This is a genomic window from Actinomadura macrotermitis, from assembly GCF_009604375.1.
Classification (GTDB): Bacteria; Actinomycetota; Actinomycetes; order Streptosporangiales; family Streptosporangiaceae; genus Spirillospora; species Spirillospora macrotermitis.
Genome location: NZ_WEGH01000001.1, coordinates 1,755,395 through 1,777,668 on the forward strand (window position 1 = coordinate 1,755,395; position 22,274 = coordinate 1,777,668).

Consider the following 22,274-nt stretch of genomic DNA (forward strand, 5'->3'; position numbering starts at 1 on the left):
GGTGGGAGCGACGGACCCGAACGAGCACCCGGGAATGAGCCGGCGCCGGTTCCTCGGCGTCATCACGGCGGCCGGGTTCACCGGGGCGGCGACACTGGGCGCCGGGATCGCGCTCGAGGACCGGTACGGCGGACGCTCCGGCTCCGGTGCCGCCACCGCCCGGCACGCGTCCCTGGCCCACCCCAAGCCGAAGACTGCGCCGCCGCCCGGCTGGACGCAGGCGCGGCTGCAGACCACGGCCACCCCCGTGCACACCCTGCGCGAGTTCCAGCCTCCGCCGCCGCCGAACGCGGTCGCGCTCACCATCGACGACGGGCCGCACCCCGAGTGGACGCCCCGCATGCTCGACCTGCTGGCCAAGCACGACGTCAAGGCGACGTTCTCGCTCATCGGCGTCCAGGTGAAGGAGCAGCCGAAGATCGTCGAGCGGATCGTCGCGGCCGGGCACCAGATCTCCAACCACACCATGAACCACCCGACGCCGTTCACCGCGATCGGCCGCGAACGCATCCACGCCGAGATCACCGAGGCGCGGGTGCGGATCGAGGAGGCCACCGGGTTCGCGCCGCGCTACTTCCGCTCCCCCGGCGGCGCCTGGAACCCCTACACCCTCCAGCTGTGCGCCGAGCAGGGGATGACCCCGATCGACTGGGACATCGACCCGCGCGACTGGGCGCGGCCCGGCACCGCGCACATCGAGCGCGCCATGCTGGCCGCCGCGCCCGGCGCCATCCTGCTCTGCCACGACGGCGGCGGCGACCGCGCCCAGACGCTCCTGGCGCTGGACCGTGTGCTGCCCGCCCTCAAGGCACGCGGGCTGAAGTTCGTCTCACTCTGACGGGCCGCCCGGCTCCTCGTCCGGCCACCACCGCGCCCGGCGCATGTCGACGCGGCGGCCGTCCGGGCGCAGCGGGGTGCCCTCGACGCGGTACTCCTCCAGCGCCCGGACCTCGTGCCCGGACGGCGGCCCGCCGTCGGCGCGCACCACCCGCCACCACGGGACGCCGCCGCCGAACAGCGACATCACCCGCCCGACCTGGCGCGGCCCGCCCTGCCCGACCAGCTCGGCGATGTCGCCGTAGGCGAGCACCCGGCCGGGCGGGATCCGCTCGACGGTGTCCAGCACCAGCTCGGCGTACTCGTCAGGCTCCGACGGCATCCCCCGGTTCATCCGCCGATTCTGGCGCGTCCCTACGACGGAACGCGAGCCACCCGGCTCAGTCGCGGTTGCGGGCCGCGTACATCAGGGACCCCACCAGCCCGACCAGGGCCAGCGCGCCCGTGACCACGTACGCCAGGATCGGGCCGCTCGGGTGGTGGACGACCCGGATCGGCCCCTCGTCGTCCGCACCGAACCGCCGGTCGCCCGCCAGCCCCATCCCGTCCGCGCGGAAGCCCGCGATCCGGTCGGACTCCGTCAGCGCCGACAGCGCGTCCACCCGCCCGAACCCGACGCCGAGGTCGTAGCCGCGCGCCGGGCGCTGCTGCGGCCCCGCGACGAGGGCCTGCGCGACGAGCGCGGGCGCCATCTTGGGATGCCGGGACCGGATCAGCGCGGCCACCCCGGACACGAACGCGGTGGCGGGGCTGGTGCCGTCGCCGATCCAGTACCGGCTGCCCGGCCCCGCGCCGATGATCTGCACGCCCGGCGCCGACACCACCACGGCGGAGTTGCGGTTGGAGAACCCGGCGTGGCGGCCCGCCGCGTCGACGGCGGCGACCGAGATGACGCCGGGGAACGACGCCGGATAGGTGAACTCGGCGTGCCCGCCGCGCCTGGCCGAGCGCTCCGCGCCGCCGTTCCCGGCGGCGGCGACCACCACGACGCCGCGGCCGATCGCGTACGCGACGGCCTGGCGCTCGTCGCGGGTCGGGTAGGAGCGGCCGAGCGACAGGTTGATCACGTCGGCGCCGTGGTCGACGGCGTAGCGGATGCCCTGCGCGATCGTGCCCTCGTAGCGGCGGTCGCCGCCGAAGGCGGCGAAGCCGGGTTCGTCGCGCTCCAGGATCACCCGCAGCGACAGCAGCCGCGCCTCGGGCGCGACGCCGATCATGCCGTCCGCGGCGCCGGGGCCGTGGCCGTGCCCGGCGATGATCGAGGCCATGTTGGTGCCGTGCAGCCGCTTGGGCTCGGTGCCGGGCGGGTTGGCGCCCGCGGTGTAGTCGGGGCCGACGGTGACCGAGCCGGCCAGGTCGGCCTGGGTGTCGTCGACGCCGGAGTCCAGCACCGCGACCGTCACGCCGCGGCCCCGGCTGAGCGACCAGGCGCGCGGCACGTTCAGCGAGTCCAGCACGGGCGTCACCGCGTCGCGGACCTGGTCGGCGCGCGCGGGCGGCGCCGGCGGCAGGAGGGTCGGCAGGGCGAGCGCCAGCGCGGCGGCGGCCGCGGCGGCGCGGGTCAGCACGACCACTCCGGGGTGCCGCAGCGGACCGCGGCGGGCCTGGTGAGCGGGCGCAGCACCGCCTCGGCGAGCTGCGGGCCGAGCGCCGCCAGGTCCTCCTGGCGGCGAGCGCGGACGGCGGGCCGCCCGTCGGCGTACCCGACGGTCGCCGCGACCACGTACGGACCGTGCTGGCGGACCGCCGACGCCTGCCGGGCCGCGTCGCCGAACCGGGCGGTGACCGACCCGGGGAACGACAGCGCGCGCAGCCCGGGGCCGGGCGGCCCGGCGGCGAACCAGTGCGCGGCCTCGCGGGCGCGGGCCTCGTCGGGGAAGGCGACGACGCCGACGGTGACGGCGAGGCCCTGCAGCTGGTCCAGGTAGCCGGCCCGCAGCACCGCGCGGCAGCGGCGCGCGGTCAGGGTCGCGCCGAGCCGCGGGTCGACGCCGTCGGCGCAGCCCGCGCCGGGGTCGATGCCGACCCGCCGCGCCGTCTCGGCCGGGCCGAGGTCCAGGGTGTAGCCGATCCGCTCGGGGAAGATCCGCCCGGCGGGCCAGGTGCGGTAGCGGGCGGCGATCTCGGCTGTGCCGGCGGCGGCGACCTCGGCGGGCGTGGGGTCGCGGGTGAGCTCGCCGGCCAGCCGCGCCCCGGCCGCCACCAGCACGGCGGCGCAGCCCGCGGCGGCGACGAGCGCGACCACGGCGCGTCCCCCGCGCCGCGCGGGGTCCGGCTCGTCGTCGGCCTCGGGGGGACGGATCTCGGCGCGCGACACGACGGGAGAGTAACCGACCGGGGACGCCGGTGGGGCGCGCGGATCAGTCCGGGCGGCGCGGCGCGCGGCGGGCCAGCGCCACCGCGATGACCAGCGCGGCGCCGGCGCCGATGACGCCGCCCGCGGTGACCGCCGCGATCAGCGGCCGGAACCAGGCGGGGTGCGGCACGACCGCGACCGGGCCGGGGCTGCCGTCGCCGAACCGCTCGCCGGCCGCCTTGCCGCCGGTGCCGCCGGGCCTGGCCGCGGTGAGCCGGCCCGCGGCGCTCAGCGCGCGGAACGCGCTGACCTCGCCGAACCCGGTGCCGACCTCGTACTTGCCGCCGTCGTTGCGGCTGCCGGCGATGAGCGCCTGCGCGACGAGCGCGGGCGGCATCTTGGGGTGCCGGGACCGGATCAGCGCGGCGATGCCCGACACCACGGCGCTGGCGTCGCTGGTGCCGTCGCTGAGGTAGTACCTGCGGCCGGGCCCGGCGACCGGCAGCCCGGCGCCCGGCGCGGAGATCACCACCGAGTAGTTGCGGTTGGAGAACCCGGCGCGGGCGTGGTCGGGGTCGGTCGCGGCGACCGCGATGACGCCGGGGTAGGACGCGGGGTAGGAGTAGGGCGCGAAGCCGTCCTCGTCGAGCCTGCGCTGCTTGTCGCCGTCGTTGCCGACGGCCGACACCACCACGACGCCCTTGCCGATGGCGTAGCCGATGGCGGCGCGCTCCTCGGGGGCCTCCTCGTACTTGCCGAGGGACAGGTTGATCACGTCGGCGCCGTGGTCGGCGGCGTAGCGGATGCCGCGGGCGACGGCGTCGTCCGCGCCGTCGGAGACCCGGTAGCGGCCGTAGCTGGCGTCCTCGGGCTCGCCGATCGCGCGGATCGCCAGGACGCGGGCCTGCGGCGCGATCCCGATGATCCCGGCGCCGCCGCCGGGGCCGTGGCCGTGCCCGGCGATGATCGAGGCCATGCCGGTGCCGTGCCGGCGGACGCCCCGGGTGCCGGCGTCGACCTCGGCGAGCATGTTGGGGCCGGTGGTGACCGAGCCGGTCAGGTCGGCCTGGGTCGCGTCCACGCCGGAGTCGACGACGGCGACGGTGACGCCCGCGCCGCGGGTGATCTTCCAGGCGCCGTCGGTCTCCAGCAGCTTCAGGATGGGTTCCTGCCGGTCGCGGACCTCGTCGGCGCGGGCGGGCGCGGGGGCCAGGACCGTCCCGGCGAGGGCGGCGGCGGCGAGCCCGGCGGCGGCGCGGCGGAGCCTCGGCCCCGTGGCGGCTAGCACTGCCACTCCTTCTTCGCCGCGCAGTCGGGCAGCGGCCGGGTCGCCAGCGGCCGGGCGACCTCCTCGGCCAGCTGCGGCGCCAGCGCGAACGGCGACCCGGGCCGCCGCTTGGTGACCGCGGCGGCGGGGCGGCCGTCGGCCTGGCCGGCCGCGGTCAGCACCACGTAGGGCCCGGCGCGGCCGGCGAAGCGCTGCTGGCGGGCGGCGTCGGTGAACCGCGCGGACGCGGTGCCGGGGAAGGCGACGGCGTGCAGCGCGGGCGTCACCGGCACGGGCCGGTCGGCGTCGGGGGCGGAGGAGGGCGGCATCTCCTTCAGCGCCGCGTCGGCCTTCCAGGCGTCGGGGAAGGCGACCACGCCGACGGTGACCACGACGCCCTGCAGCTGGTCGGTGTAGGTGGCGCGCAGCGCCGCGCGGCAGCCGTGCCTGCGCAGCACCTCGCCGACCTGGTCGTCGGCGGCGCCCGCGCAGGAGGTGTCGGGGAGCACGCCGACGCGGGCGGCGTACTCGGTGCGGCCGCCGGGCAGGGCGTAGGCGAGCCGTTCGGGGAAGATCCGCCCGGCGGGCCAGGTGCGCCAGCGGCGGGCCACCTCGGCGTCGGCGGCGCGCTGCAGTTCGGCGTTGGTGGGGGGCCGGGTCAGCGCGGCCCAGGCCACGGTGAGGGCGCCGCCGCTCAGCGCCGAGAAGCACACGCCGAGGAGGATCGCCACGACCATCCACTGGCGGGCGTGCAGGCCGAGCACCGTGGGCCGCGCGGGAGGTCCGGGGAACCGGCCGCCCGGCGCGGGCGGCGGGACCGGAGGCTGAGGTGGAACAGGCCAGGACGCCACAACCGTCAAGATTAGCTGTGCTTTGTCACGATCCGCCCGCCAGGTAAGGGGCCTGTACGGAAAAGGGCCCCCGCACCGGGGGCCCTTTCCTGGTCTGCTCGCGAATGCGGCGGATCACCGCTCGAAGGTCCGCTTGGCCTCCTTGCCGGCGTCCTTCAACCGCTCACCGACCTGCTTGGCACCGCCGGACACCCGGTCCTTGCGGCCCTCGGCCTCCAGGTAGGGGTCGCCGGTCTGGTAGCCGGCCTCTTCCTTGCCCCGGCCCTTGGCCTGCTGCGCCTTGTTCTTCAGCTTGTCGAGGAAACCCATGGTCCCTTCCTTCGTACGATGGCCGTACGGCAGGCGGGATGCCCGCCCTAAGGCGATCTATGCACCGGTCCTGATGTCGCGCCGGATCTTCGCCGCCTCCTCGTGGATGCGGACCTCGGTCTCCAGCAGCTTCGCCTCGGCCTTCTCGGTCCGCAGCCGCGCGCGCATCTCCCGGAAGCTCGGCGTGCGGCGCCGCTCGCGAACGGCCGTCCGGCGCCCCGCCCGTGCCCGTGCGTACCGGTCCAGCAGCCCCATGACCCTCACCTCTCCGCTCGGTTCAGCGAGCGGACGGTTCCCCCGTTTCCCCCGTTCATGCACGTACCCGCCCTGACGTGCGCGTTCAGCCGGTGAGACGGGGTTCGGGGAATGCCGGGCGGCATGGCAAGGTTGACCCGTGACAGGACGACGGAGTCCCGCCAGCACCCCCTGATACCCCGAATCAGCCGAGCGCAGCACAGGAGCACCCACCGTGTCGTTGCCACCTCTGGTCGAGCCCGCAGCGGAGCTCACCCGTGACGAGGTCAATCGTTACTCGCGGCACCTGATCATCCCCGACGTCGGGATGGCCGGGCAGAAGCGACTGAAGAACGCCAAGGTCCTCTGTGTGGGCGCGGGCGGCCTCGGCTCCCCGGCCCTGATGTACCTGGCCGCGGCGGGTGTCGGCACGCTCGGCGTCATCGACTTCGACGTCGTCGACGAGTCCAACCTGCAGCGCCAGATCATCCACCGGCAGTCCACCCTCGGCCTGCCGAAGGCCGAGTCGGCCGCCGCCACGGTCCGCGAGATCAACCCGCTGATCGACGTGGTGGTGCACAACGTCGCGCTCGACCGCGACAACGTGACCGAGATCTTCTCCCAGTACGACCTGATCGTGGACGGCACCGACAACTTCGCCACCCGCTACATGGTCAACGACGCGGCCGTGCTGCTCGGCAAGCCGTACGTGTGGGGCTCGATCTACCGCTTCGACGGCCAGGCCAGCGTGTTCTGGGCCGAGCACGGCCCGTGCTACCGCTGCCTGTACCCCGAGCCCCCGCCGCCCGGCATGGTGCCCTCGTGCGCCGAGGGCGGCGTGCTCGGCGTGCTGTGCGCCTCCATCGGCTCCATCCAGGTGAACGAGGCCATCAAGCTGATCGCCGGCATCGGCGAGCCGCTGGTCGGCCGGCTGATGGTCTACGACGCCCTGGAGATGAGCTACCGCCAGGTCAAGGTCCGCAAGGACCCCGACTGCCCGCTGTGCGGGGAGAACCCGACGCAGACCGAGCTGCTGGAGGACTACGAGGCGTTCTGCGGCGCGGTGTCGGCCGAGGCCACCGAGGCGGCCAAGGACTCCACCATCTCGGTGCAGGACCTGAAGGCGATGCAGGACAAGGGCGAGGAGATCTTCCTGGTCGACGTCCGCGAGCCCAACGAGTACGAGATCGTCTCGATCCCGGGTGCCACGCTGATCCCCAAGGGCGAGTTCCTGAACGGCTCGGCGCTGGAGCGGCTGCCGCAGGACCGCAAGATCGTCCTGCACTGCAAGTCGGGCGTCCGCTCGGCCGAGGCGCTCGCGGTGGTGAAGCAGGCGGGCTTCGGCGACGCGGTGCACGTCGGCGGCGGCGTGCTGGCCTGGGTCAAGCAGATCGACCCGAGCCAGCCGACCTACTGACGCGCCTGCCCGCACGGGCCCGTTTCACCCGGTGCCCGCCAGGGCACGAAGACCGGCGTCGGGGCGATGACCTCCCCTGACGATGTCGTGGGGCGAGGAGTGGACACCACCCTCGCCCCACGTCCTTTTCGGCGGGCCCCGCTCAGGACCGCGGCGCGGGCGGCGTGTAGGTGATGCCGATCAGCCGGGCGAGGTCCTTCAGCGTCAGCTCGAACAGCGGCTCGGCGTCGCTCAGCGAGAACTCCAGGTGCTTGAACACCTCCAGGCTGATGGAGCCGCCGAGCCGGACCCAGCACTCCAGGAAGCGCTGGATCACCCCGAGGGGCAACCCCACCTCCAGCACCTCGTCGCGGTAGGAGCGCAGCTGCTCGCGCAGGGAGGGGTCGATGTCCTCGTCGTCCGGGACGGGGAACGGCTGCTTGCGCCACAGGTCCAGGAACAGCGACAGGAACGTCCCGCCGAACCTGCGGCCGCACTCCTCGGCGAAGTCCTGCCGCCCGTCGTCGCCGAGGCCGGGCAGCGGCGCGCCGAACACCAGCGCGTACTCGGGCGGGTGGGCGAGCGCCCAGCGCCGGAACACCCGCGCCGAGGCGAGGAACTTGCCGCTCATGTCGCCGGCCGCGGCGATCCCGGCCTCCAGCTCGCCGACGAGCTCGATGTAGATCTCACCGACCAGGTGCCGCAGCAGCTCCTCGTGGCTGCCGAAGTAGCGGTACAGGCCGGGCGCGGTCATCCCCATCCGGCGGGCGATGGCGCGCAGCGACACCGCGTCCGCCCCCTCCGCCACCAGGAGCTCCCGGGCGGTCTGGGCGATCTCCCTGATCGTGGCGGCGCGCAGCCGCTCCCGCCGTGATTCCACCGGTCTCTCCATCCGAGCCGCCTTCTTCCTCCCCGTGTCCGGGACCCTCACCCGCCGTCTCCGCATGATTCCGCAAGAACGGCATTGACGGAAGCTAGCGCCGTATGCAACGTTAACGCCGTAAGCAAGTTTACGGCGTTCACGAACGTGATCGCCCATCACAGCGCGTGGGAGAGGCGATGTTCGAAAGCTGGGGACACCTGATGTACCGGCGGCGGCGGCCGGTACTGCTGCTCGCCGCCGCGTTCCTCGTCGTCGCGGCCGTGTGGGGCACCGGCGTGTTCGGCGCGCTGACCTCGGGCGGCGGCTTCGACACACCGGGCAGCGAAAGCGACCGGGCCGCCCGCACCGCCGCGCGCGACCTCGGCCGCGACCAGGCCGACCTCGTCGTGCTCTACCGCAGCACCGACGGGCGCAAGGTCGACGACCCGGCCTACCGGCAGGCGGTGCAGACCTCGCTCGCCGCGCTGCCGCCCGGCAAGGCCGCCGCGACGCGCACCTACTGGACGACCGGCGCCCCGCAGTTCGTCAGCGCCGACCGCACCGCCACCTACGCGGTGCTCAGCCTGGCGGGCGCGGACGACGCCGCCCGCGCCGACCTCTACCAGGACGTCAAGGACGGCCTCGCCCGGGCCGGCGCCGGGCTGACCGTCAAGATCGGCGGCCGGATCGGCACCGAGACCGCGATCAACGACCGGGTGAGCGCCGACATCGGCCGCGCCGAGGCGATGGCCATGCCGGTGCTGCTGGTCCTGCTGGTGCTCATCTTCGGCGGCCTGGTCTCCGCGTCGCTGCCGCTGGTGGTCGGCGGCCTGGCGATCCTCGGCTCGTTCACCGCGCTGCACCTGCTCACCTACGCCACCGACGTGTCGATCTTCGCGATCAACATCACCACCTTCCTCGGCCTCGGCCTGGCCATCGACTACGGGCTGTTCATGGTCGGCCGGTTCCGCGAGGAGCTGGCCCGCGACGGCGCCTCCACCGAGGACGCGCTGGCCGCCACGGTGGCCACGGCCGGCCGCACCGTCGCGGTCTCGGGGATCACCGTCGCGGTCTCGCTCGCCGGGCTGCTGCTGTTCGACCAGAACTTCCTGCGCTCGATGGGCTACGGCGGCGTCGCGACCGTGTTCGTCTGCATGCTCGGCGCCCTCACCGTGCTGCCCGCGCTGCTGGCGGTGCTCGGCCCGCGCGTCAACGCGCTGCGGGTGCGGGGCCGCCGCGCCGAGACCGCGCCGGCCGCTGCCCGCGAGGGCGGCTGGTGGTACCGGCTCGCGCACAGCGTCATGCGCCGCCCGGTCGTCTACACCGTCGCCACCGTGGCGCTGCTGCTGGCGCTCGGCGCCCCGTTCCTGCGCATCAACTGGGGCGGCGTGGACGCCGAGGCGCTGCCGAAGGGAACCGACGCGCGGGTCGTCACCGAGGCGCTGCGTTCGGACTTCCCCGGCAACGTCACCGACCCGATCGAGGTCGTGGTCACCGGCACCGCCGACCAGGCCGCCGTCAAGGCCTACGCCGCCCGGCTGGACGCGCTGCCCGGCGTCACCGGCGCGACCGTGACGGGCGCCAAGGGGGCCACCACCCGCCTCGCCCTCGCCTACTCCCCCGCCCCGCACTCCGACGAGGCGCGCGCGCTGGTCGGCAAGGTCCGCGCCGTCGCGCCCCCGCCCGGCGGCACCGCCCTGGTCGGCGGCTCGCCCGCCCGCGTGGTGGACCTGCTGGACAGCCTCGCCGCGGCGCTGCCATGGCTGGCCCTCACCGTCGGCGGCGCCACCTTCGTGCTGCTGTTCCTGGCCTTCGGGTCGGTGGTGCTGCCGCTGAAGGCGGTGCTGATGAACCTGCTGTCGCTGTCGGCGACGTTCGGCGCGATCGTGGTGGTCTTCCAGGACGGCCACCTGTCCGGCCTGCTGGACTTCACCGCCACCGGCTCGATCGACCCGACCATGCCGATCCTGATGCTGGCGATGCTGTTCGGGATCTCCATGGACTACGAGGTGTTCCTGCTGTCGCGGGTCCGCGAGCAGTACGACCTGACCGGCGACAACACCGCCGCCGTCGCCACCGGCCTGCAGCGCACCGGCGGCGTCATCACCAGCGCCGCGCTGCTGTTCGTCGTGGTGATCGGGGCGTTCGCCACCTCCGGCATCTCCTTCATCAAGCTGGTCGGCGTCGGCATGGTCATCGCGATCGCGGTGGACGCCACCGTCGTGCGGGCGCTGCTGGTGCCGGCCACGATGCGGCTGCTCGGCCGCGCCAACTGGTGGGCGCCGGGCCCGCTGGCGCGCGTCTACCGCCGCTACGGCATCCGCGAGGAGGAGGCGCCAGCGCGCCGCGCCCGGCCGGAGCCGGTTTCTTCTACACCCTGACCGCGACATTACGCATTCGGGTTGTGATCTGTAACACCGTGCCGGAAGACTGGACGCGTCCCGGGCCGCGCCGGCGGAAGCCGCGCCGTTCCTGCCCGGGACGCGTCTTTGTCCTCTTGCCGTACGGCATGTCCAGGAGGCGTGATGTCCACGCAGGTGATCACCGATGCGGAGGTGGCGCTCGGGCACCTGGAGCGCCTGACCGCCGAGCTGCGCTCGCTCGGCCTGCTGGTGGAGGTGGCCGCTCCGGCCGACCGCCGCCCGACGGCGCTGGTGGCCAATTCCGAGCTGACCGGCCTCAACGAGACCGTCATCGCCGCGCCCGAGAGCTCGCCGTCCGCAGGCACCGGGGACGGCTGGGCCTACTACTACGGCTGGGGCGAGCGGATCGCCCCGTGCACCGAGCCGGCCCGCGCCGCGGCGCTGCTCGGGCGCGTGCTGGCGACCCGCCGGGACGGCTAGCACACGCTTCGCGGCGGCGCGGCGCGGAGGGCCCGCGCCGCCGCGAACCCATGCCCGGAGGCTACCCCCGGGCCGGGTCTTCGCGCAGGTCAAATAGCATGGCGTCCATGGTTTGGACGCGTTATGCAGCGATCGGGGACTCCTTCACCGAGGGCATCGGGGACCTGCATCCCGACGGCACCCCGCGCGGATGGGCCGACCGCGCCGCCGAGGCCCTGAGCACCCGCGCCGAGGGGTTCGGCTACGCCAACCTCGCTGTCCGCGGCAAGCTGCTCGACCAGATCCTGGACGTCCAGCTGCCCGCGGCGCTCGCGCTGAAGCCCGACCTGGTGTCGGTGTCGGGCGGCGGCAACGACCTTCTGCGCCCCGGCACCGACGTCGACGTGCTCGCCGCCCGGATGGACGAGGGCGTCGCCCGGCTGCGCGCGGCCGGCGCCGACGTGGTGCTGTTCACCGGCGTCGACCCGGCCGGCTCGGCGGTGATCCGGCGCACCCGCGGCCGCGTCGCGCTGTTCAACGAGCTGCTGCGCGCCACCGCCGTCCGGCACGGCGCGCACATCGTCGACCAGTGGTCGATGGACGTGCTGCGCGACTGGAGGTGCTGGAGCATCGACCGCCTGCACATGTCGCCCGAGGGGCACCGCCGTGTCGCCCTGGCCATGCTGGAGTCGCTCGGCGTCCAGGACGCCGGCGACTGGCGCGAGCCCGAGCTGGCGCCGCTGCCCGCGCTGAGCCGCGGCGCCCGGCTGCTGTTCGACGCCCGCTGGGCGCGCGGCTACCTGGCCCCCTGGATCGGCCGCCGCCTGCGCGGACGCTCCTCGGGCGACCTGGTCACCGCCAAGCGCCCCGGCCTGTCCCCTGTCGGGAAGTAGCCGTCCCGCTCGCCTTTGCCCCCGCCTGACGAGAAAGACCCCTTTTTGTGGGATGCCCGTGGGGGGTAGGACGGCGGTATGACCATGCCGTGGCCGATCGAGCCGATGATGGCCGTCGCCGGGGACCTGCCGGTGGACGGCGAGCACTGGGGCCTTGAGCTCAAGTGGGACGGTATGCGCGTGCTGACCTACGTCTCGGCCGACGGCGTCCGGGCGTCCGGGCGCCGGCCGGGCGAGCTGTCGGGGCACTACCCCGAGCTGTCCGGGCTCGCCGACCTGCTCCCTCATCACGACGTGGTCCTGGACGGCGAGGTCGTCGCCTTCCAGGAGGGCCGGCCGAGCTTCGAGCGGCTGCAGCGCCGGATGCACGTCGCCCGCCCGAGCGCCCGCCTGGTCCGCGAGGTGCCCGTCCGCTACGTGGTCTTCGACCTGCTGTTCCTGGACGGCGACCTGCTCTACGACCTGCCCTACGCCGAGCGCCGGGCGCTGCTGGCCGGCCTGGACCTCGCCGCGACCGGCCCGGTGGAGGTCCCCCCGTACCTGGACGGCAGCGACACCGCGCAGGTCACCGAGCTGCTGGAGTTCACCCGCGAGCAGCGGATGGAGGGCCTGCTGGCCAAGCGCCTGGACTCCCCCTACCTGCCGGGCGTGCGGAGCGGGAACTGGCGCAAGGTCCGCAACTTCCACACCTGCGAGGTGGTCGTCTGCGGCTGGCGGCCCGGGCTCGGCCGCCGCGAGGGCGGCGTCGGGTCGCTGCTGCTCGGCGAGTACGACGACAAGGGCCGGCTCTGCTTCGCCGGGCACGTCGAGACCGGGTTCACCGACCGCGCCCTGGACGACCTGTACGCGATGCTGTGGCCGCTGCGCCGCCTCACCTCCCCCTACGACGAACCGGTGCCGCACGACCTGGAGCACGACGCGCAGTGGGTTGAGCCGCGCCTGGTCGGGGAGGTGGCCTACAGCGTCCGCGGCCGGGACGGCAGGCTGCGCTTCCCGGTCTGGCGGGGACTGTGCGACGACAAGGACCCGACGGAGGTCGTCCGTGACCCCTGAGAAGACCAAGGTGCGGATCGAGGGCCGGGAGCTGGCCCTGTCCAACCCCGGCAAGGAGCTGTACCCGGGGTTCACCAAAGAGCAGGTCATCGACTACTACACGCGGATCGCGCCGGTGATGCTGCCGCACCTGCGGGACCGCCCGGCGACCCGCATCCGCTTCCCCGACGGGGTCGGCGGCGGCTCCTTCTTCGAGAAGAACGCCCCGTCCCACACCCCGGACTGGGTCCGCACCGTCACGCTCGCGACGCCGGGCAGCTCGCGCGGCCGCGACGCCCTGGACTTCGTGGTGGTCGACGACCTGCCGACGCTGGTGTGGTGCGCCAACCTCGCCGCGCTGGAGCTGCACGTCCCGCAGTGGACGGTCGGGCCGCGCGGCGGCGTGCACGATCCCGGCCTGATGGTGTTCGACCTGGACCCCGGCGCGCCCGCCACGCTCATGGAGGCGATCGAGGTCGCCGGGCTGCTGCGCGACCTGCTGGCCGCCGACGGGCTGACCGCCTACCCGAAGACCAGCGGCAAGAAGGGCCTGCACCTGTACGTGCCCGTCGAGCCGACCGGCCGGACCGAGGAGTACGCCAGGGCCGCTGCCGAACGCCTCGCCGCCGAGCACGGCGGCCTGGTCGTCTCCACGATGGAGCGCAGCCTGCGCAAGGGCAAGGTGCTGGTGGACTGGAGCCAGAACAACCCGGCCAAGACGACCGTCGCGCCCTACTCGCTGCGCGGATCGGAGCGGCCGTCGGTGTCCACGCCGGTCACCTGGGAGGAGCTGACGGGCGCCCGCCGGCCGTCCGACCTGGCCTTCGGTCCCACCGAGGCGCTGGCCCGGGTCGACGAGCACGGCGACCTGTTCGCCCCGCTGCTGAAGGACGCGGCGCCGCTGCCCTCAAAGTCCCCTCCGCAGCCCTAAGTATCCGAATCGGCACTCTCCGCCACCGTTTTCCGTCACCATGTTGGGGGCGGGGACACAGCGAGGTCTGTGAGTGGGGGATCAAGTGCCGCAGGATCACTACGACGTCATGGTGCTGGGCGGGGGGACCGCGGGCGGGCTCGCGGCCGTCGAGCTGTCCCGGTCCGGGCGCGACGTCGCGCTCGTGGAGAACCGGCTGGTCGGCGGGGAATCGGCGTACTTCGCCTGCGTCCCGTCCAAGTCGCTGCTGCTGTCGGCGCGGCGCGGGGAGCGCTGGGACCTGGCCGTCGCCCGCCGCGACCACGTCACCGGCCACCTGGCCGACGACCGCGCGGCGGCGCGGCTGACCGAGGCCGGCGTCACCGTGCTGCGCGGCCGGGGGCACCTGCTCGGGCCGGGCCGGATGGAGGTCGACGGCGCCGAGATCGGCTTCGGCGACCTGGTCATCAGCACCGGCAGCGAACCGGTGGTACCGGGCGTCGACGGCCTGGCGGGCGTGCCGACCTGGACCAGCGACGAGGCGCTGTCGCTGCCGGTGCTGCCGCGCCGCCTGGTCGTGCTCGGCGGCGGCCCGGTCGGCTGCGAGATGGCGCAGGTGTACGCCTCGTTCGGGACGCAGGTGACGGTGGTGGAGGCGTCGGGGCGGCTGCTGGCCGCCGAGGCGCCGTTCGCCGGCGAGGTACTGGCGGGCGCGCTCCGCCGCATGGGCGTGGACCTGCGGCTCGGCGCCGAGCCGGCCCGGGTCGAACGCGCCGCCGGCGGGCTGCTGGTGTGGCTGTCGGACGGCGGCCGGCTGGAGGCCGACCGGATCCTCATCGCGGCCGGCCGGGTGCCGCGCGTGCAGGGCTACGGGGTGGAGAACCTCGGCGTCGCGGTGACGCCCGGGCACGGCCTGCCGGTCGACGAGACCTGCCGGGTCACCGACGGGGTGTGGGCGTGCGGCGACGTGACCGGCATCGCCCGCACCGCGCACGCCGCCCGCTACCAGGCCCGCGTCGTCGTCGACAACGTGCTCGGCAAGCACCGTGAGGCCGACTACCGGGCCGTCCCGCGTGTCGTGCACACCTCCCCGGCCGTCTACGCGGCCGGGATCTCCCCGATCCAGGCGGCCGAACTGGGCATCGATCTCCTCACCGCCGGGTACGACCTGGCCGCGACCGCCCGCGCGGTGGTGGAGGCCGACGAACGGGGCCGGGTGGAGCTGTACGCCGACCGGTCCCGGGGTGTGCTCGTCGGCGCCGCCGCGGCCGGGCTCTACGCTGAGGAATGGATGAGTGAGGTCACCCTGGCCATCCGCGCCGAGACGCCGCTCAGCCTGCTCACCGACGTGGTGCACGCGTTCCCGACGTTCGGCGAGGCGATCGAGGCGCCGCTGCGGGAACTGGCCGGGCGGCTCTGAGACCTCACGCCGGGACACGCTGCCTACAGGAGGAACACCGGATGAGCGAGACCGAGAGCCCGCTGGACGCCCCCGAGGCGGACGCGCTGGAGCAGAACGCGCCGCTGCTGGACGACGAGGAGCAGACGGCGGTGGAGGGCTCGGGCGAGGTCCCCTTCGACGCGAACGAGGCGGACGCGGCCGAGCAGAGCCGGGTCGTCGAGCTGGACGAGGACGACTACCGGTAGGGCGGCCGCCGCCGGATCGCGATCCGGCGCGCCCGATAGAGGTGACCTGCGAGGTTACCGGCGCGTAGGATGGTGGGATTGGTTCCTGCGACGGCGACCCCCTTCCGTCGCACATTGATCGGTGATCGGAGTGTGTGGTGACCGCGACCCCGGACGCCCGCCCCCGTGGCACGAGGCTGCCGCGACTGGCGCGCCGCAGGCAGTTGCTCGGCGCGGCCCAGGAGGTGTTCGTCGCCCAGGGCTATCACGCCGCGGCGATGGACGAGATCGCCGAACGGGCAGGTGTCAGCAAGCCGGTGCTCTATCAGCACTTCCCCGGCAAGCTGGAGCTGTACCTGGCGCTGCTGGACGAGCACGCCGAGGCGCTGGTGAAGGCGGTGCGCGACGCGCTCGGCTCGACCACCGACAACAAGCTGCGCGTGCAGGCCAGCATGCAGGCCTTCTACGACTTCGTCGCCGGCGACGGCGAGGCGTACCGGCTGGTGTTCGAGTCCGACCTGCGCAACGTGGCCCCGGTGCGGGCCCGCGTCGAGCGCGCCAACCAGCAGTGCGCCGAGATGATCGCACAGGTGATCGCCGAGGACACCGGCGCGGCCGAGGACGAGGCGCACCTGCTCGGCATGGGCCTGGTCGGCATGGCCGAGGTGAGCGCCCGCTACTGGCTGTCGCAGCACCGGGCCATCCCCAAGGACACCGCCGAGAAGATCATCGCCCGGCTGGCCTGGCGCGGCATCTCCGGCTTCCCGCGCACCGGCTGACATTCCGCGCGGCGGCCGGGCCCGGGCCGGGCCGCCGCGCGCCCATGCCCCGGGCCCGCATGGCACCATCGGAGGAGACGTCCCGCCGGACCGGCGGGGCCGGCCGACTGAGGGAGCATCACGTGCAGGTTCGGATCGGCGTGCAGTTCGTGCCCAGGGAGCTGGTCGTGGAGACCCGGCAGAGCGCCGAGGAGGTGCAGCGGGCCGTCACCGACGCGCTCGCCGAGGAGCGCGGCGTCCTGGTGCTGAACGACACCAAGGGCGGCCGGGTCGTCATCCCGGCGGACCGGATCGGTTATCTGGAAATCGGCGAGGACGAGGGGCGCAGCGTCGGCTTCGGCGGCACGCAGTACACCTGACCTGGCTTTTCCTAATTTTTTGTTTTAGGCCGGTACAGCGGGCATATCGATCACCGTACGACGGATCGTGACGCGAACGCGGCACGCGAAGCGCATAGGAATGGTGATCGGAAATGGTCCTGACGATTCTTTACTTCATCGTCGTCGGCGCGATCGTGGGCGCCCTCGCCCGGCTGCTGGTCCCGGGCCGCAACCCGATGGGCATCCTGCTCACCGTGCTGGTCGGCATCGCCGGCGCCGTCCTCGGCGGTGTCGTGGCGCACGCCATCGGTGCGGGCTCGGTGATCGCCTTCATCCTCGCCATCGTGATCGCGGCGATCGCGGTGGCCGCGCTCACCGGCTACCAGACGCGCGGCGGCGGCCGTCGCGGCTTCGGCCGCACCCGCCACCACAACTACTGACCGGGATGCCGGTGCACACCGGCCCGGCCGGTGCACTCCGGAAGCCCCCGCTGCGAGAGCGCGCGGGGGCTTCCGCGTGCCCGGGGTCACTCGGTCGGCGACGGGGACGGCGAGGGCGTGGCCGACCGCATCTCGGCGACGACCCGGGGCGCCAGGAAGTCGGCGATCCTGTCCACCGGCACGTCGGTCGAGGTCATCCGGCAGGCCATGGACACGTCCGGGTTGAGCGCGGACATGTTGATCATGAAGCGGGCCTCCCGGGGCCGCAGCGTGATCTGGATCTTCGGGTTCTCGCCCTGGAAGTCCTGCGGCCGGAACGCCGGCCGGGTGGTCTCCTCCTCGTTCAGGCAGCTCTCCGGGTCGGCGGCCGCGATGCGGTCGCGCAGCCTGTTGGCGCCCTCGGGCGTCAGCGCGGCGGGCGCGAGGACGTCGCTCGGGCCGAGCGCCTTCCCGTCGGCGAGGTCCACGGTGACCGCGCCGTAGCTGAAGAAGTTCTTCACCCAGTTGCCGAAGGTGCCGGGCTTCGGCGTGACGGAGTAGACCGAGGAGACCGAGAGCAGCCGGGTGGTGTGCAGGCCGATCTCGGTGGTCGTGGCGACCGCCGACACATCGTCGCGGCCGGTGTAGTTCTTGCGGTAGGTGGCCATGGCGCGGTCGGCGGGGGCGCGCAGCGCGGCGTTGATCCGGCGCAGCACCGCGGGATCGCGGCGCCCCTCCACGGTGACGTACTGCTCCTGCACCGCCGGCGCGCCCGCCTGCTGGAAGTTCACCAGCTTCGCGTTCAGCGGGACGGCCTTGGACTGTCCGGCGGGCTTGTCGCCCTGCGCGGCGTAGACGCCGACGCCACCGGCCGTCACCAGGGTGGCCGCAGCCACCCCGATCGCGACCTTCGCGCCGGTCGCGGCGAGCAGCCCGCCCCCGGCGGCCGCGCCGGACCCGGCGGCGGCCGTCCCGGAGCCCGCGGCGGCCGTGCCACCGGCCACCGCGGCGCCCGCCCCCGCGCCACCCGCCGCAGTGCCTCCCACCACGGCGCCGCCAGGTGCGAGCCCGGCCGCCAGCAGCGGGAACAGCGCGGCGAGCCCCACCGTCGCGGCGCCGGCGAGCTGCAGTCCGCGGCGCTCCCAGTCGGGGCCGTAGGCGGCGGACGCGGCGGCCTCCAGCTCGCGGGCGAACTCGGCGGCGCCCGCCGGGCGCTCCTCGGCCCGCTTGGCCATGCCGCGCTCCAGCAGCGGCCGCAGCGGCGGCGGTAGCCGGTCCGCGGGCGGCGGCGCGGTCAGGTGCAGGTTCATCAGCGCGGCCTGGTTCGCCGCCTGGAAGGGCCGGCCGCCCGTCACGCACTCGAAGAACACGCACGTCGCGGCGTACACGTCGGTCGCCGGGGAGGCGGGCGCGCCCTCCCACTGCTCGGGCGCCATGTAGAACGGCGTGCCCGACCTGGACTCGGCGCCGGTCACCGTCGCGATGCCGAAGTCGATGAGCTTGCTGAGACCGTCGGCCCGCACCACCACGTTCGCGGGCTTGTAGTCGCGGTGGACCACGCCGGCGGCGTGCGCGGCGGCGAGGCCGAGCAGCGAGCCCTTCAGCACGGTCAGCGCGGCCTCCGGCGCGAGCGCGCCGTGCTCGTCCAGGACGGCCCGCAGCGAGACGCCGTCGACCGCCTCCATCACCAGCGCCGCGCCCTGCTCGCCGCGCACGAACCGGAACAGGCGCACCACGTGCGGGTCGCCGACGCGGCCGAGCATCTCCGCCTCGGCGCGCAGCCGGTCCAGCGCGGCCGGGTCGCCCCGGTACAGGTACTTGATCGCCACGGGGGTGCCGGCGGTGGCGTGCCGGGCGAGGACGACCCGGCCCTGCGCGCCCGCGCCGAGCTCGCGGACCTCGGTGAAGCCCTGCAGCCGCCAGGGCGGCGCCGCGGTCACTTCACGGCCGCGGCGCTCTGCAGCCGCGGGAACAGCTCCGGCCGGACCAGGTCCTTGATCTTGTCGTAGCCGGCGCTGAAGACGAAGTTGTTGCAGTCGGTGCCGGTGGTGGACCAGATCAGCTCAAGGCCCTGCGGGGTGAACATGAGCCCGGCGGCCGGCGGCGACTCGATCGGGTCGCCGTTCTCCTTGGCCGGGAAGAGCGCGCCGCGCTGCAGGTCGCCGAGGTCGCACTCCTTCCAGTCCTCCTTCGGGCCCTGCAGCCGGCCGAACAGGTCCTTCAGGCCGTCCTTGTCCAGCGCCTTGTCGGTGAGGATGTCGGAGGCGGTGAGCGCCTTGCCGGCCTTGGTGTCCACCACGACCGGGATCGTCGGCAGCTGCCCCTCGCCCTCGTAGCAGGGGATCATCTGGACCGCGTTGGTGGCCGAGACGATCTCGCCGCGCAGCCCGATCCGCACCTTGGTCTGGATAACGCTGTTGCGGCCGCCGCACTGCTTCTTCTGCTCGGGCTCCAGCGTCGCGCCCGCCCACTTCACCGCCCAGTCCAGCGGGCCGCGCAGCGCCGCGTCCAGCTTCTGCGCCATGGCCTGGTCGGCCAGCCCGGCGATCTTGACGTACTCGGCGTTCTTCAGCTCCACCTGCTGGCCGGCGTGCACGGAACTGTCGGTGGCGACCACCGGCCCCTTGGCCGGTCCGCCGCCGGAGGACTTGCCGTCCGACGAGGAGCACCCCGCCAGCCCGGCCGCCAGCACCATGGCCAGCACGCCCGTGTACCTCGCCCGCATACGTTCCGTCCCTCTCGCCGAGCCGATCTGCCGCGATTGTGGCGGAGTACAGAATGTCAGGATCTCCGCCCCGGCGCTCGGCACTGTCCGGACCCGCCCGCAACACCCGCCGGTGGCCGACTGTGGCCGCTTGCGGACACCCGCCCGCACCGCATGGAATAGCCGGTACGGGGGAAGCGTTAGGACCAGTGATCGGCTATTGGTGTAGTCATTCCAAGGTCGGTACACTGCGTGGCGGAGTGTGACCGCACGCAGCCACAGCGAGTGACTGCTTTCAACCCCTGACTGCGGTCGCCGAAATTTTGATCGACGGCTGGTCCCTCCCGCGCGAGCGCGCGGCCACCGGATCGGCGGGCCCGTCCCCGGACCCGCCCGGTGGTTCGGCGCAGCGCCGCGCAACGGAGTGAGGACCCCGCATATTGGAGGCTGAAAGCCCTGACTACCTTTCGTGAACTCGGAGTCGTACCCGAGATAAGCGACGCCCTCGCAGCCGAGGGCATCGTGGACGCATTCCCCATCCAGGAGCTCGCCCTGCCGATCGCGATCGGCGGGCACGACATCATCGGCCAGGCGCGCACCGGCACCGGCAAGACCCTCGCCTTCGGCGTCGCGCTGCTGCAGCGCATCACGCACGGCGGCAAGAAGCCGCAGGCGCTCGTCGTCGCCCCGACCCGCGAGCTGGCCTCGCAGGTGACCGACGACCTGCTGGTGGCGGGCGGCAAGCTCGGCACCCGCGTGCTGTCGGTCTACGGCGGCCGCGCCTACGAGCCGCAGATCGAGGCCCTCAAGGAGGGCGTCGACGTGGTCGTCGGCACCCCGGGCCGGCTGCTGGACCTGGTCAAGCAGAAGCACCTGGACCTGTCCGAGGTCGGCGTGCTGGTGCTGGACGAGGCCGACCGCATGCTCGACCTGGGCTTCCTGCCCGACATCGAGCGGATCGTCGAGCGCATCCCGGCCAAGCGGCAGACCATGCTGTTCTCGGCCACCATGCCCGGCGAGATCGTGGCGCTGTCGCGCCGCTACCTGACCCGCCCGACCAACGTGCGGGCCGAGTCCCACGCCGAGTCCGAGGCGACCCCGCAGGTCGTCCAGCACGTGTTCCAGGCGCACCAGATGGACAAGCCCGAGATGCTCGCGCGCCTGCTGCAGGCCGAGGGCCGCGGCCTGACCATGGTGTTCTGCCAGACCAAGCGGGCCTGCGACCGCGTCGCGGCCGACCTGGTCCAGCGCGGCTTCGACGCCGCCGCGGTGCACGGCGACCTCGGCCAGTCCCAGCGCGAGCGGGCGCTGCGCGCGTTCCGCAACGGCAAGATCGACATCCTGGTGGCCACCGACGTGGCGGCCCGCGGCTTGGACGTCGACGACGTCACCCACGTCGTCAACTACGAGTGCCCCGACTCCGCGGACACCTACGTGCACCGCATCGGCCGCACCGGCCGCGCCGGCAAGGAGGGCATCTCGGTCACCCTGGTCGACTGGTCCGACCTGTCCCGGTGGAAGCTCATCAACGGCGCCCTCGGCCTGGACTTCGCCACGCCGGAGGAGACCTACTCCACCTCCGAGCACTTCTTCGCCACGCTCGGCATCCCGGCCGGCACCACCGGCAAGCTGCCGAAGGCCCAGCGCCACGAGCGCGCGGGGCTGGACGCGGAGGAGCTGGAGGACATCGGCGAGACGGGCAAGACCCGCTCCACCACGCCGCGCGGCGTGGACCGCGGCCGTGACCGCGACCGTGACCGCGAGGAGGAGCGCCCGGCGCGCCCGCGCCGCAAGCGCTCGCGTACCCGGACCCGCAACGGCCAGCCGGTCGAGGCGACCGCCGAGGCGCCCGTGGTCGAGGCCGCGGCGGCCGAGGCGGCCGTGATCGAGGCACCCGTGGTCGAGGCGACCGTGACGGAAGAGGCGCCTGCCAAGCGCACCCGCCGCCGCGTGACCAAGACCGAGGAGACCGCGGCTCCGGCCGAGGCCCCCGTGGTCGAGAACACCGTGGTCGAGAGCCCCGTGGTCGAGGCGACCGTGACGGAGGAGGCGCCCGCCAAGCGCACCCGCCGCCGCAGCACCAAGGCCGCCGACGCCGAGGCCGTGGTCGAGGCCCCCGTGGTCGAGAGCGCCGTGGCCGAGACCGTGGCCGAGGAGGCGCCGGCCAAGCGCACCCGCCGCCGCGCCACCAAGACCGACGAGACCGCGGCTCCGGCCGAGGCCCCCGTGGTCGAAGGCACTGCGGTGGAGGAGGCGCCGGTCAAGCGCACCCGTCGCCGCGCCGCCAAGCCGGCCGAGGCCGCTGTGGCCGAGAGCACCGTGGTCGAAGCCCCCGTGGCGGAGAGCACCGTGGCCGAGAACACCGTGACGGAGGAGGCGCCCGCCAAGCGCACCCGCCGCCGCGCCCCCAAGGCCACCGAGACCGCGGCTCCGGCCGAGGTCCAGGCCGAGGAGGCACCGGCCAAGCGCACGCGCCGTCCGGCCGCCAAGGCGCCCGTGGTGGAGGCCGCCGCGGACGAGGCTCCGGCCAAGCCGGCTCGCCGCCGCGCCGCCAAGCCGGCCGAGTCCGACGAGGCGCCGGCCGCGCGCACCGCCGCGCCCCGCCGCCGGGCCGCCAAGACCGGTGGCAAGGTGTCCTCGCTGAACACCTGACAAGGCAACTGCGAGATCACGTGAGCCGACCGTGATCTCGCGGTTGTTCCGTCCGTAGCCGGGGC

General features: G+C 74.1%; 23 protein-coding genes. 13 read left to right on the top strand and 10 right to left on the bottom strand.

The genetic code is table 11. From position 1 onward, the window contains the following. The first annotated feature begins 34 nt into the window (after positions 1 to 34). Positions 35 to 838, top strand: a complete 804-nt coding sequence (locus ACRB68_RS07955; RefSeq protein ID WP_153531456.1) for a polysaccharide deacetylase family protein — start codon at positions 35 to 37, stop codon at positions 836 to 838. Here the strand turns inward: ACRB68_RS07955 and ACRB68_RS07960 are convergent. The 7 genes from ACRB68_RS07960 to ACRB68_RS07990 all read right to left on the bottom strand — a co-directional run bounded on the left by ACRB68_RS07960 (position 830) and on the right by ACRB68_RS07990 (position 5,815). Further along, entirely contained in the window at positions 830 to 1,159 is a 330-nt protein-coding gene (locus ACRB68_RS07960; RefSeq protein WP_153532427.1) for an MGMT family protein, read from the bottom strand. The genes ACRB68_RS07955 and ACRB68_RS07960 overlap by 9 nt on opposite strands. Before the next feature lie 58 nt (positions 1,160 to 1,217). Beyond that, positions 1,218 to 2,405, bottom strand: a complete 1,188-nt coding sequence (locus ACRB68_RS07965) for a S8 family serine peptidase (RefSeq protein ID WP_328593906.1) — start codon at positions 2,403 to 2,405, stop codon at positions 1,218 to 1,220. Continuing rightward, complete coding sequence (locus tag ACRB68_RS07970; RefSeq protein WP_194293209.1) at positions 2,399 to 3,154, bottom strand: hypothetical protein; 756 nt, start codon at positions 3,152 to 3,154, stop codon at positions 2,399 to 2,401. The genes ACRB68_RS07965 and ACRB68_RS07970 overlap by 7 nt, the downstream gene beginning before the upstream one ends. A 43-nt stretch (positions 3,155 to 3,197) precedes the next feature. Then, on the bottom strand, positions 3,198 to 4,421 hold the full coding sequence (locus tag ACRB68_RS07975) for a S8 family serine peptidase (protein ID WP_328593907.1): 1,224 nt from the start codon (positions 4,419 to 4,421) through the stop codon (positions 3,198 to 3,200). Further along, positions 4,415 to 5,251, bottom strand: a complete 837-nt coding sequence (locus tag ACRB68_RS07980) for a hypothetical protein (RefSeq protein ID WP_328593908.1) — start codon at positions 5,249 to 5,251, stop codon at positions 4,415 to 4,417. Before ACRB68_RS07980 ends, ACRB68_RS07975 begins: the two co-directional genes overlap by 7 nt. Before the next feature lie 114 nt (positions 5,252 to 5,365). Next, positions 5,366 to 5,560, bottom strand: coding sequence for a CsbD family protein (locus ACRB68_RS07985; RefSeq protein WP_153531457.1), 195 nt, complete (start codon positions 5,558 to 5,560; stop codon positions 5,366 to 5,368). Positions 5,561 to 5,617: 57 nt separating this feature from the next. After that, entirely contained in the window at positions 5,618 to 5,815 is a 198-nt protein-coding gene (locus ACRB68_RS07990) for a hypothetical protein (RefSeq protein ID WP_153531458.1), read from the bottom strand. 214 nt (positions 5,816 to 6,029) lie between these two features. On the opposite strand from ACRB68_RS07990, the gene moeZ reads away from it, so the two are divergent. Next, positions 6,030 to 7,211 carry an adenylyltransferase/sulfurtransferase MoeZ gene (moeZ, locus tag ACRB68_RS07995; protein ID WP_328593909.1) on the top strand — a complete coding sequence of 394 codons (1,182 nt, stop codon included), beginning with the start codon at positions 6,030 to 6,032 and terminating at the stop codon, positions 7,209 to 7,211. Positions 7,212 to 7,353: 142 nt separating this feature from the next. On the opposite strand, the gene ACRB68_RS08000 is transcribed toward moeZ, so the two are convergent. Beyond that, a complete protein-coding gene (locus ACRB68_RS08000; protein ID WP_328593910.1) occupies positions 7,354 to 8,070 on the bottom strand; it encodes a TetR/AcrR family transcriptional regulator in 717 nt (238 codons plus the stop codon). 179 nt (positions 8,071 to 8,249) lie between these two features. Between ACRB68_RS08000 and ACRB68_RS08005 the strand changes: the two genes are divergently transcribed. From ACRB68_RS08005 to ACRB68_RS08050, 10 genes are all read left to right on the top strand, one after another. After that, positions 8,250 to 10,433, top strand: a complete 2,184-nt coding sequence (locus ACRB68_RS08005; protein ID WP_153531460.1) for an MMPL family transporter — start codon at positions 8,250 to 8,252, stop codon at positions 10,431 to 10,433. 144 nt (positions 10,434 to 10,577) lie between these two features. Continuing rightward, positions 10,578 to 10,895: a hypothetical protein gene (locus tag ACRB68_RS08010; RefSeq protein ID WP_153531461.1), complete on the top strand. Its 318-nt coding sequence runs from the start codon at positions 10,578 to 10,580 to the stop codon at positions 10,893 to 10,895. Between the two features lie 107 nt (positions 10,896 to 11,002). Then, the gene (locus ACRB68_RS08015; protein ID WP_207709598.1) at positions 11,003 to 11,767 is read left to right on the top strand and encodes an SGNH/GDSL hydrolase family protein; all 765 of its coding nucleotides are present in this window, start codon (positions 11,003 to 11,005) and stop codon (positions 11,765 to 11,767) included. Positions 11,768 to 11,845: 78 nt separating this feature from the next. Beyond that, positions 11,846 to 12,820 (top strand): non-homologous end-joining DNA ligase, encoded by a 975-nt coding sequence (ligD, locus tag ACRB68_RS08020; protein WP_153531463.1) that lies wholly within the window; start codon positions 11,846 to 11,848, stop codon positions 12,818 to 12,820. After that, entirely contained in the window at positions 12,810 to 13,730 is a 921-nt protein-coding gene (gene ligD, locus ACRB68_RS08025) for a non-homologous end-joining DNA ligase (RefSeq protein ID WP_328593911.1), read from the top strand. Before ligD (ACRB68_RS08020) ends, ligD (ACRB68_RS08025) begins: the two co-directional genes overlap by 11 nt. Before the next feature lie 85 nt (positions 13,731 to 13,815). Continuing rightward, the gene (locus ACRB68_RS08030; protein WP_328593912.1) at positions 13,816 to 15,129 is read left to right on the top strand and encodes a dihydrolipoyl dehydrogenase family protein; all 1,314 of its coding nucleotides are present in this window, start codon (positions 13,816 to 13,818) and stop codon (positions 15,127 to 15,129) included. 41 nt (positions 15,130 to 15,170) lie between these two features. Beyond that, a complete protein-coding gene (locus ACRB68_RS08035) occupies positions 15,171 to 15,356 on the top strand; it encodes a hypothetical protein (protein WP_153531464.1) in 186 nt (61 codons plus the stop codon). A gap of 137 nt (positions 15,357 to 15,493) precedes the next feature. Then, a complete protein-coding gene (locus tag ACRB68_RS08040; protein ID WP_328593913.1) occupies positions 15,494 to 16,114 on the top strand; it encodes a TetR/AcrR family transcriptional regulator in 621 nt (206 codons plus the stop codon). Positions 16,115 to 16,236: 122 nt separating this feature from the next. After that, positions 16,237 to 16,473, top strand: a complete 237-nt coding sequence (locus ACRB68_RS08045) for a DUF3107 domain-containing protein (RefSeq protein WP_328593914.1) — start codon at positions 16,237 to 16,239, stop codon at positions 16,471 to 16,473. 113 nt (positions 16,474 to 16,586) lie between these two features. Further along, on the top strand, positions 16,587 to 16,874 hold the full coding sequence (locus tag ACRB68_RS08050) for a GlsB/YeaQ/YmgE family stress response membrane protein (RefSeq protein WP_235958783.1): 288 nt from the start codon (positions 16,587 to 16,589) through the stop codon (positions 16,872 to 16,874). 86 nt (positions 16,875 to 16,960) lie between these two features. Here the strand turns inward: ACRB68_RS08050 and ACRB68_RS40465 are convergent, their stop codons facing one another. Together ACRB68_RS40465 and ACRB68_RS08060 are read right to left on the bottom strand one after the other, a co-directional pair. Further along, complete coding sequence (locus ACRB68_RS40465) at positions 16,961 to 18,793, bottom strand: serine/threonine-protein kinase (RefSeq protein ID WP_328593915.1); 1,833 nt, start codon at positions 18,791 to 18,793, stop codon at positions 16,961 to 16,963. After that, positions 18,790 to 19,578 carry a hypothetical protein gene (locus ACRB68_RS08060; RefSeq protein WP_153531466.1) on the bottom strand — a complete coding sequence of 263 codons (789 nt, stop codon included), beginning with the start codon at positions 19,576 to 19,578 and terminating at the stop codon, positions 18,790 to 18,792. The genes ACRB68_RS40465 and ACRB68_RS08060 overlap by 4 nt, the downstream gene beginning before the upstream one ends. Before the next feature lie 501 nt (positions 19,579 to 20,079). Between ACRB68_RS08060 and ACRB68_RS08065 the strand changes: the two genes are divergently transcribed. Further along, positions 20,080 to 22,209, top strand: coding sequence for a DEAD/DEAH box helicase (locus tag ACRB68_RS08065; RefSeq protein WP_328593916.1), 2,130 nt, complete (start codon positions 20,080 to 20,082; stop codon positions 22,207 to 22,209). Positions 22,210 to 22,274 lie beyond the last annotated feature (65 nt).

Coding starts and splice junctions, on each gene's coding strand:
- ACRB68_RS08060 (WP_153531466.1), bottom strand. CDS start 19,578: ATGCGGGCGAGGTACACGGGCGTGCTGGCCATGGTGCTGGCGGCCGGG.
- ACRB68_RS07990 (WP_153531458.1), bottom strand. CDS start 5,815: ATGGGGCTGCTGGACCGGTACGCACGGGCACGGGCGGGGCGCCGGACG.
- ACRB68_RS08035 (WP_153531464.1), top strand. CDS start 15,171: ATGAGCGAGACCGAGAGCCCGCTGGACGCCCCCGAGGCGGACGCGCTG.
- ACRB68_RS07955 (WP_153531456.1), top strand. CDS start 35: ATGAGCCGGCGCCGGTTCCTCGGCGTCATCACGGCGGCCGGGTTCACC.
- ligD (WP_153531463.1), top strand. CDS start 11,846: ATGACCATGCCGTGGCCGATCGAGCCGATGATGGCCGTCGCCGGGGAC.
- ACRB68_RS08015 (WP_207709598.1), top strand. CDS start 11,003: ATGGTTTGGACGCGTTATGCAGCGATCGGGGACTCCTTCACCGAGGGC.
- ACRB68_RS07960 (WP_153532427.1), bottom strand. CDS start 1,159: ATGCCGTCGGAGCCTGACGAGTACGCCGAGCTGGTGCTGGACACCGTC.
- ACRB68_RS08050 (WP_235958783.1), top strand. CDS start 16,587: ATGGTCCTGACGATTCTTTACTTCATCGTCGTCGGCGCGATCGTGGGC.
- ACRB68_RS08010 (WP_153531461.1), top strand. CDS start 10,578: ATGTCCACGCAGGTGATCACCGATGCGGAGGTGGCGCTCGGGCACCTG.
- ACRB68_RS07985 (WP_153531457.1), bottom strand. CDS start 5,560: ATGGGTTTCCTCGACAAGCTGAAGAACAAGGCGCAGCAGGCCAAGGGC.
- ACRB68_RS08005 (WP_153531460.1), top strand. CDS start 8,250: ATGTTCGAAAGCTGGGGACACCTGATGTACCGGCGGCGGCGGCCGGTA.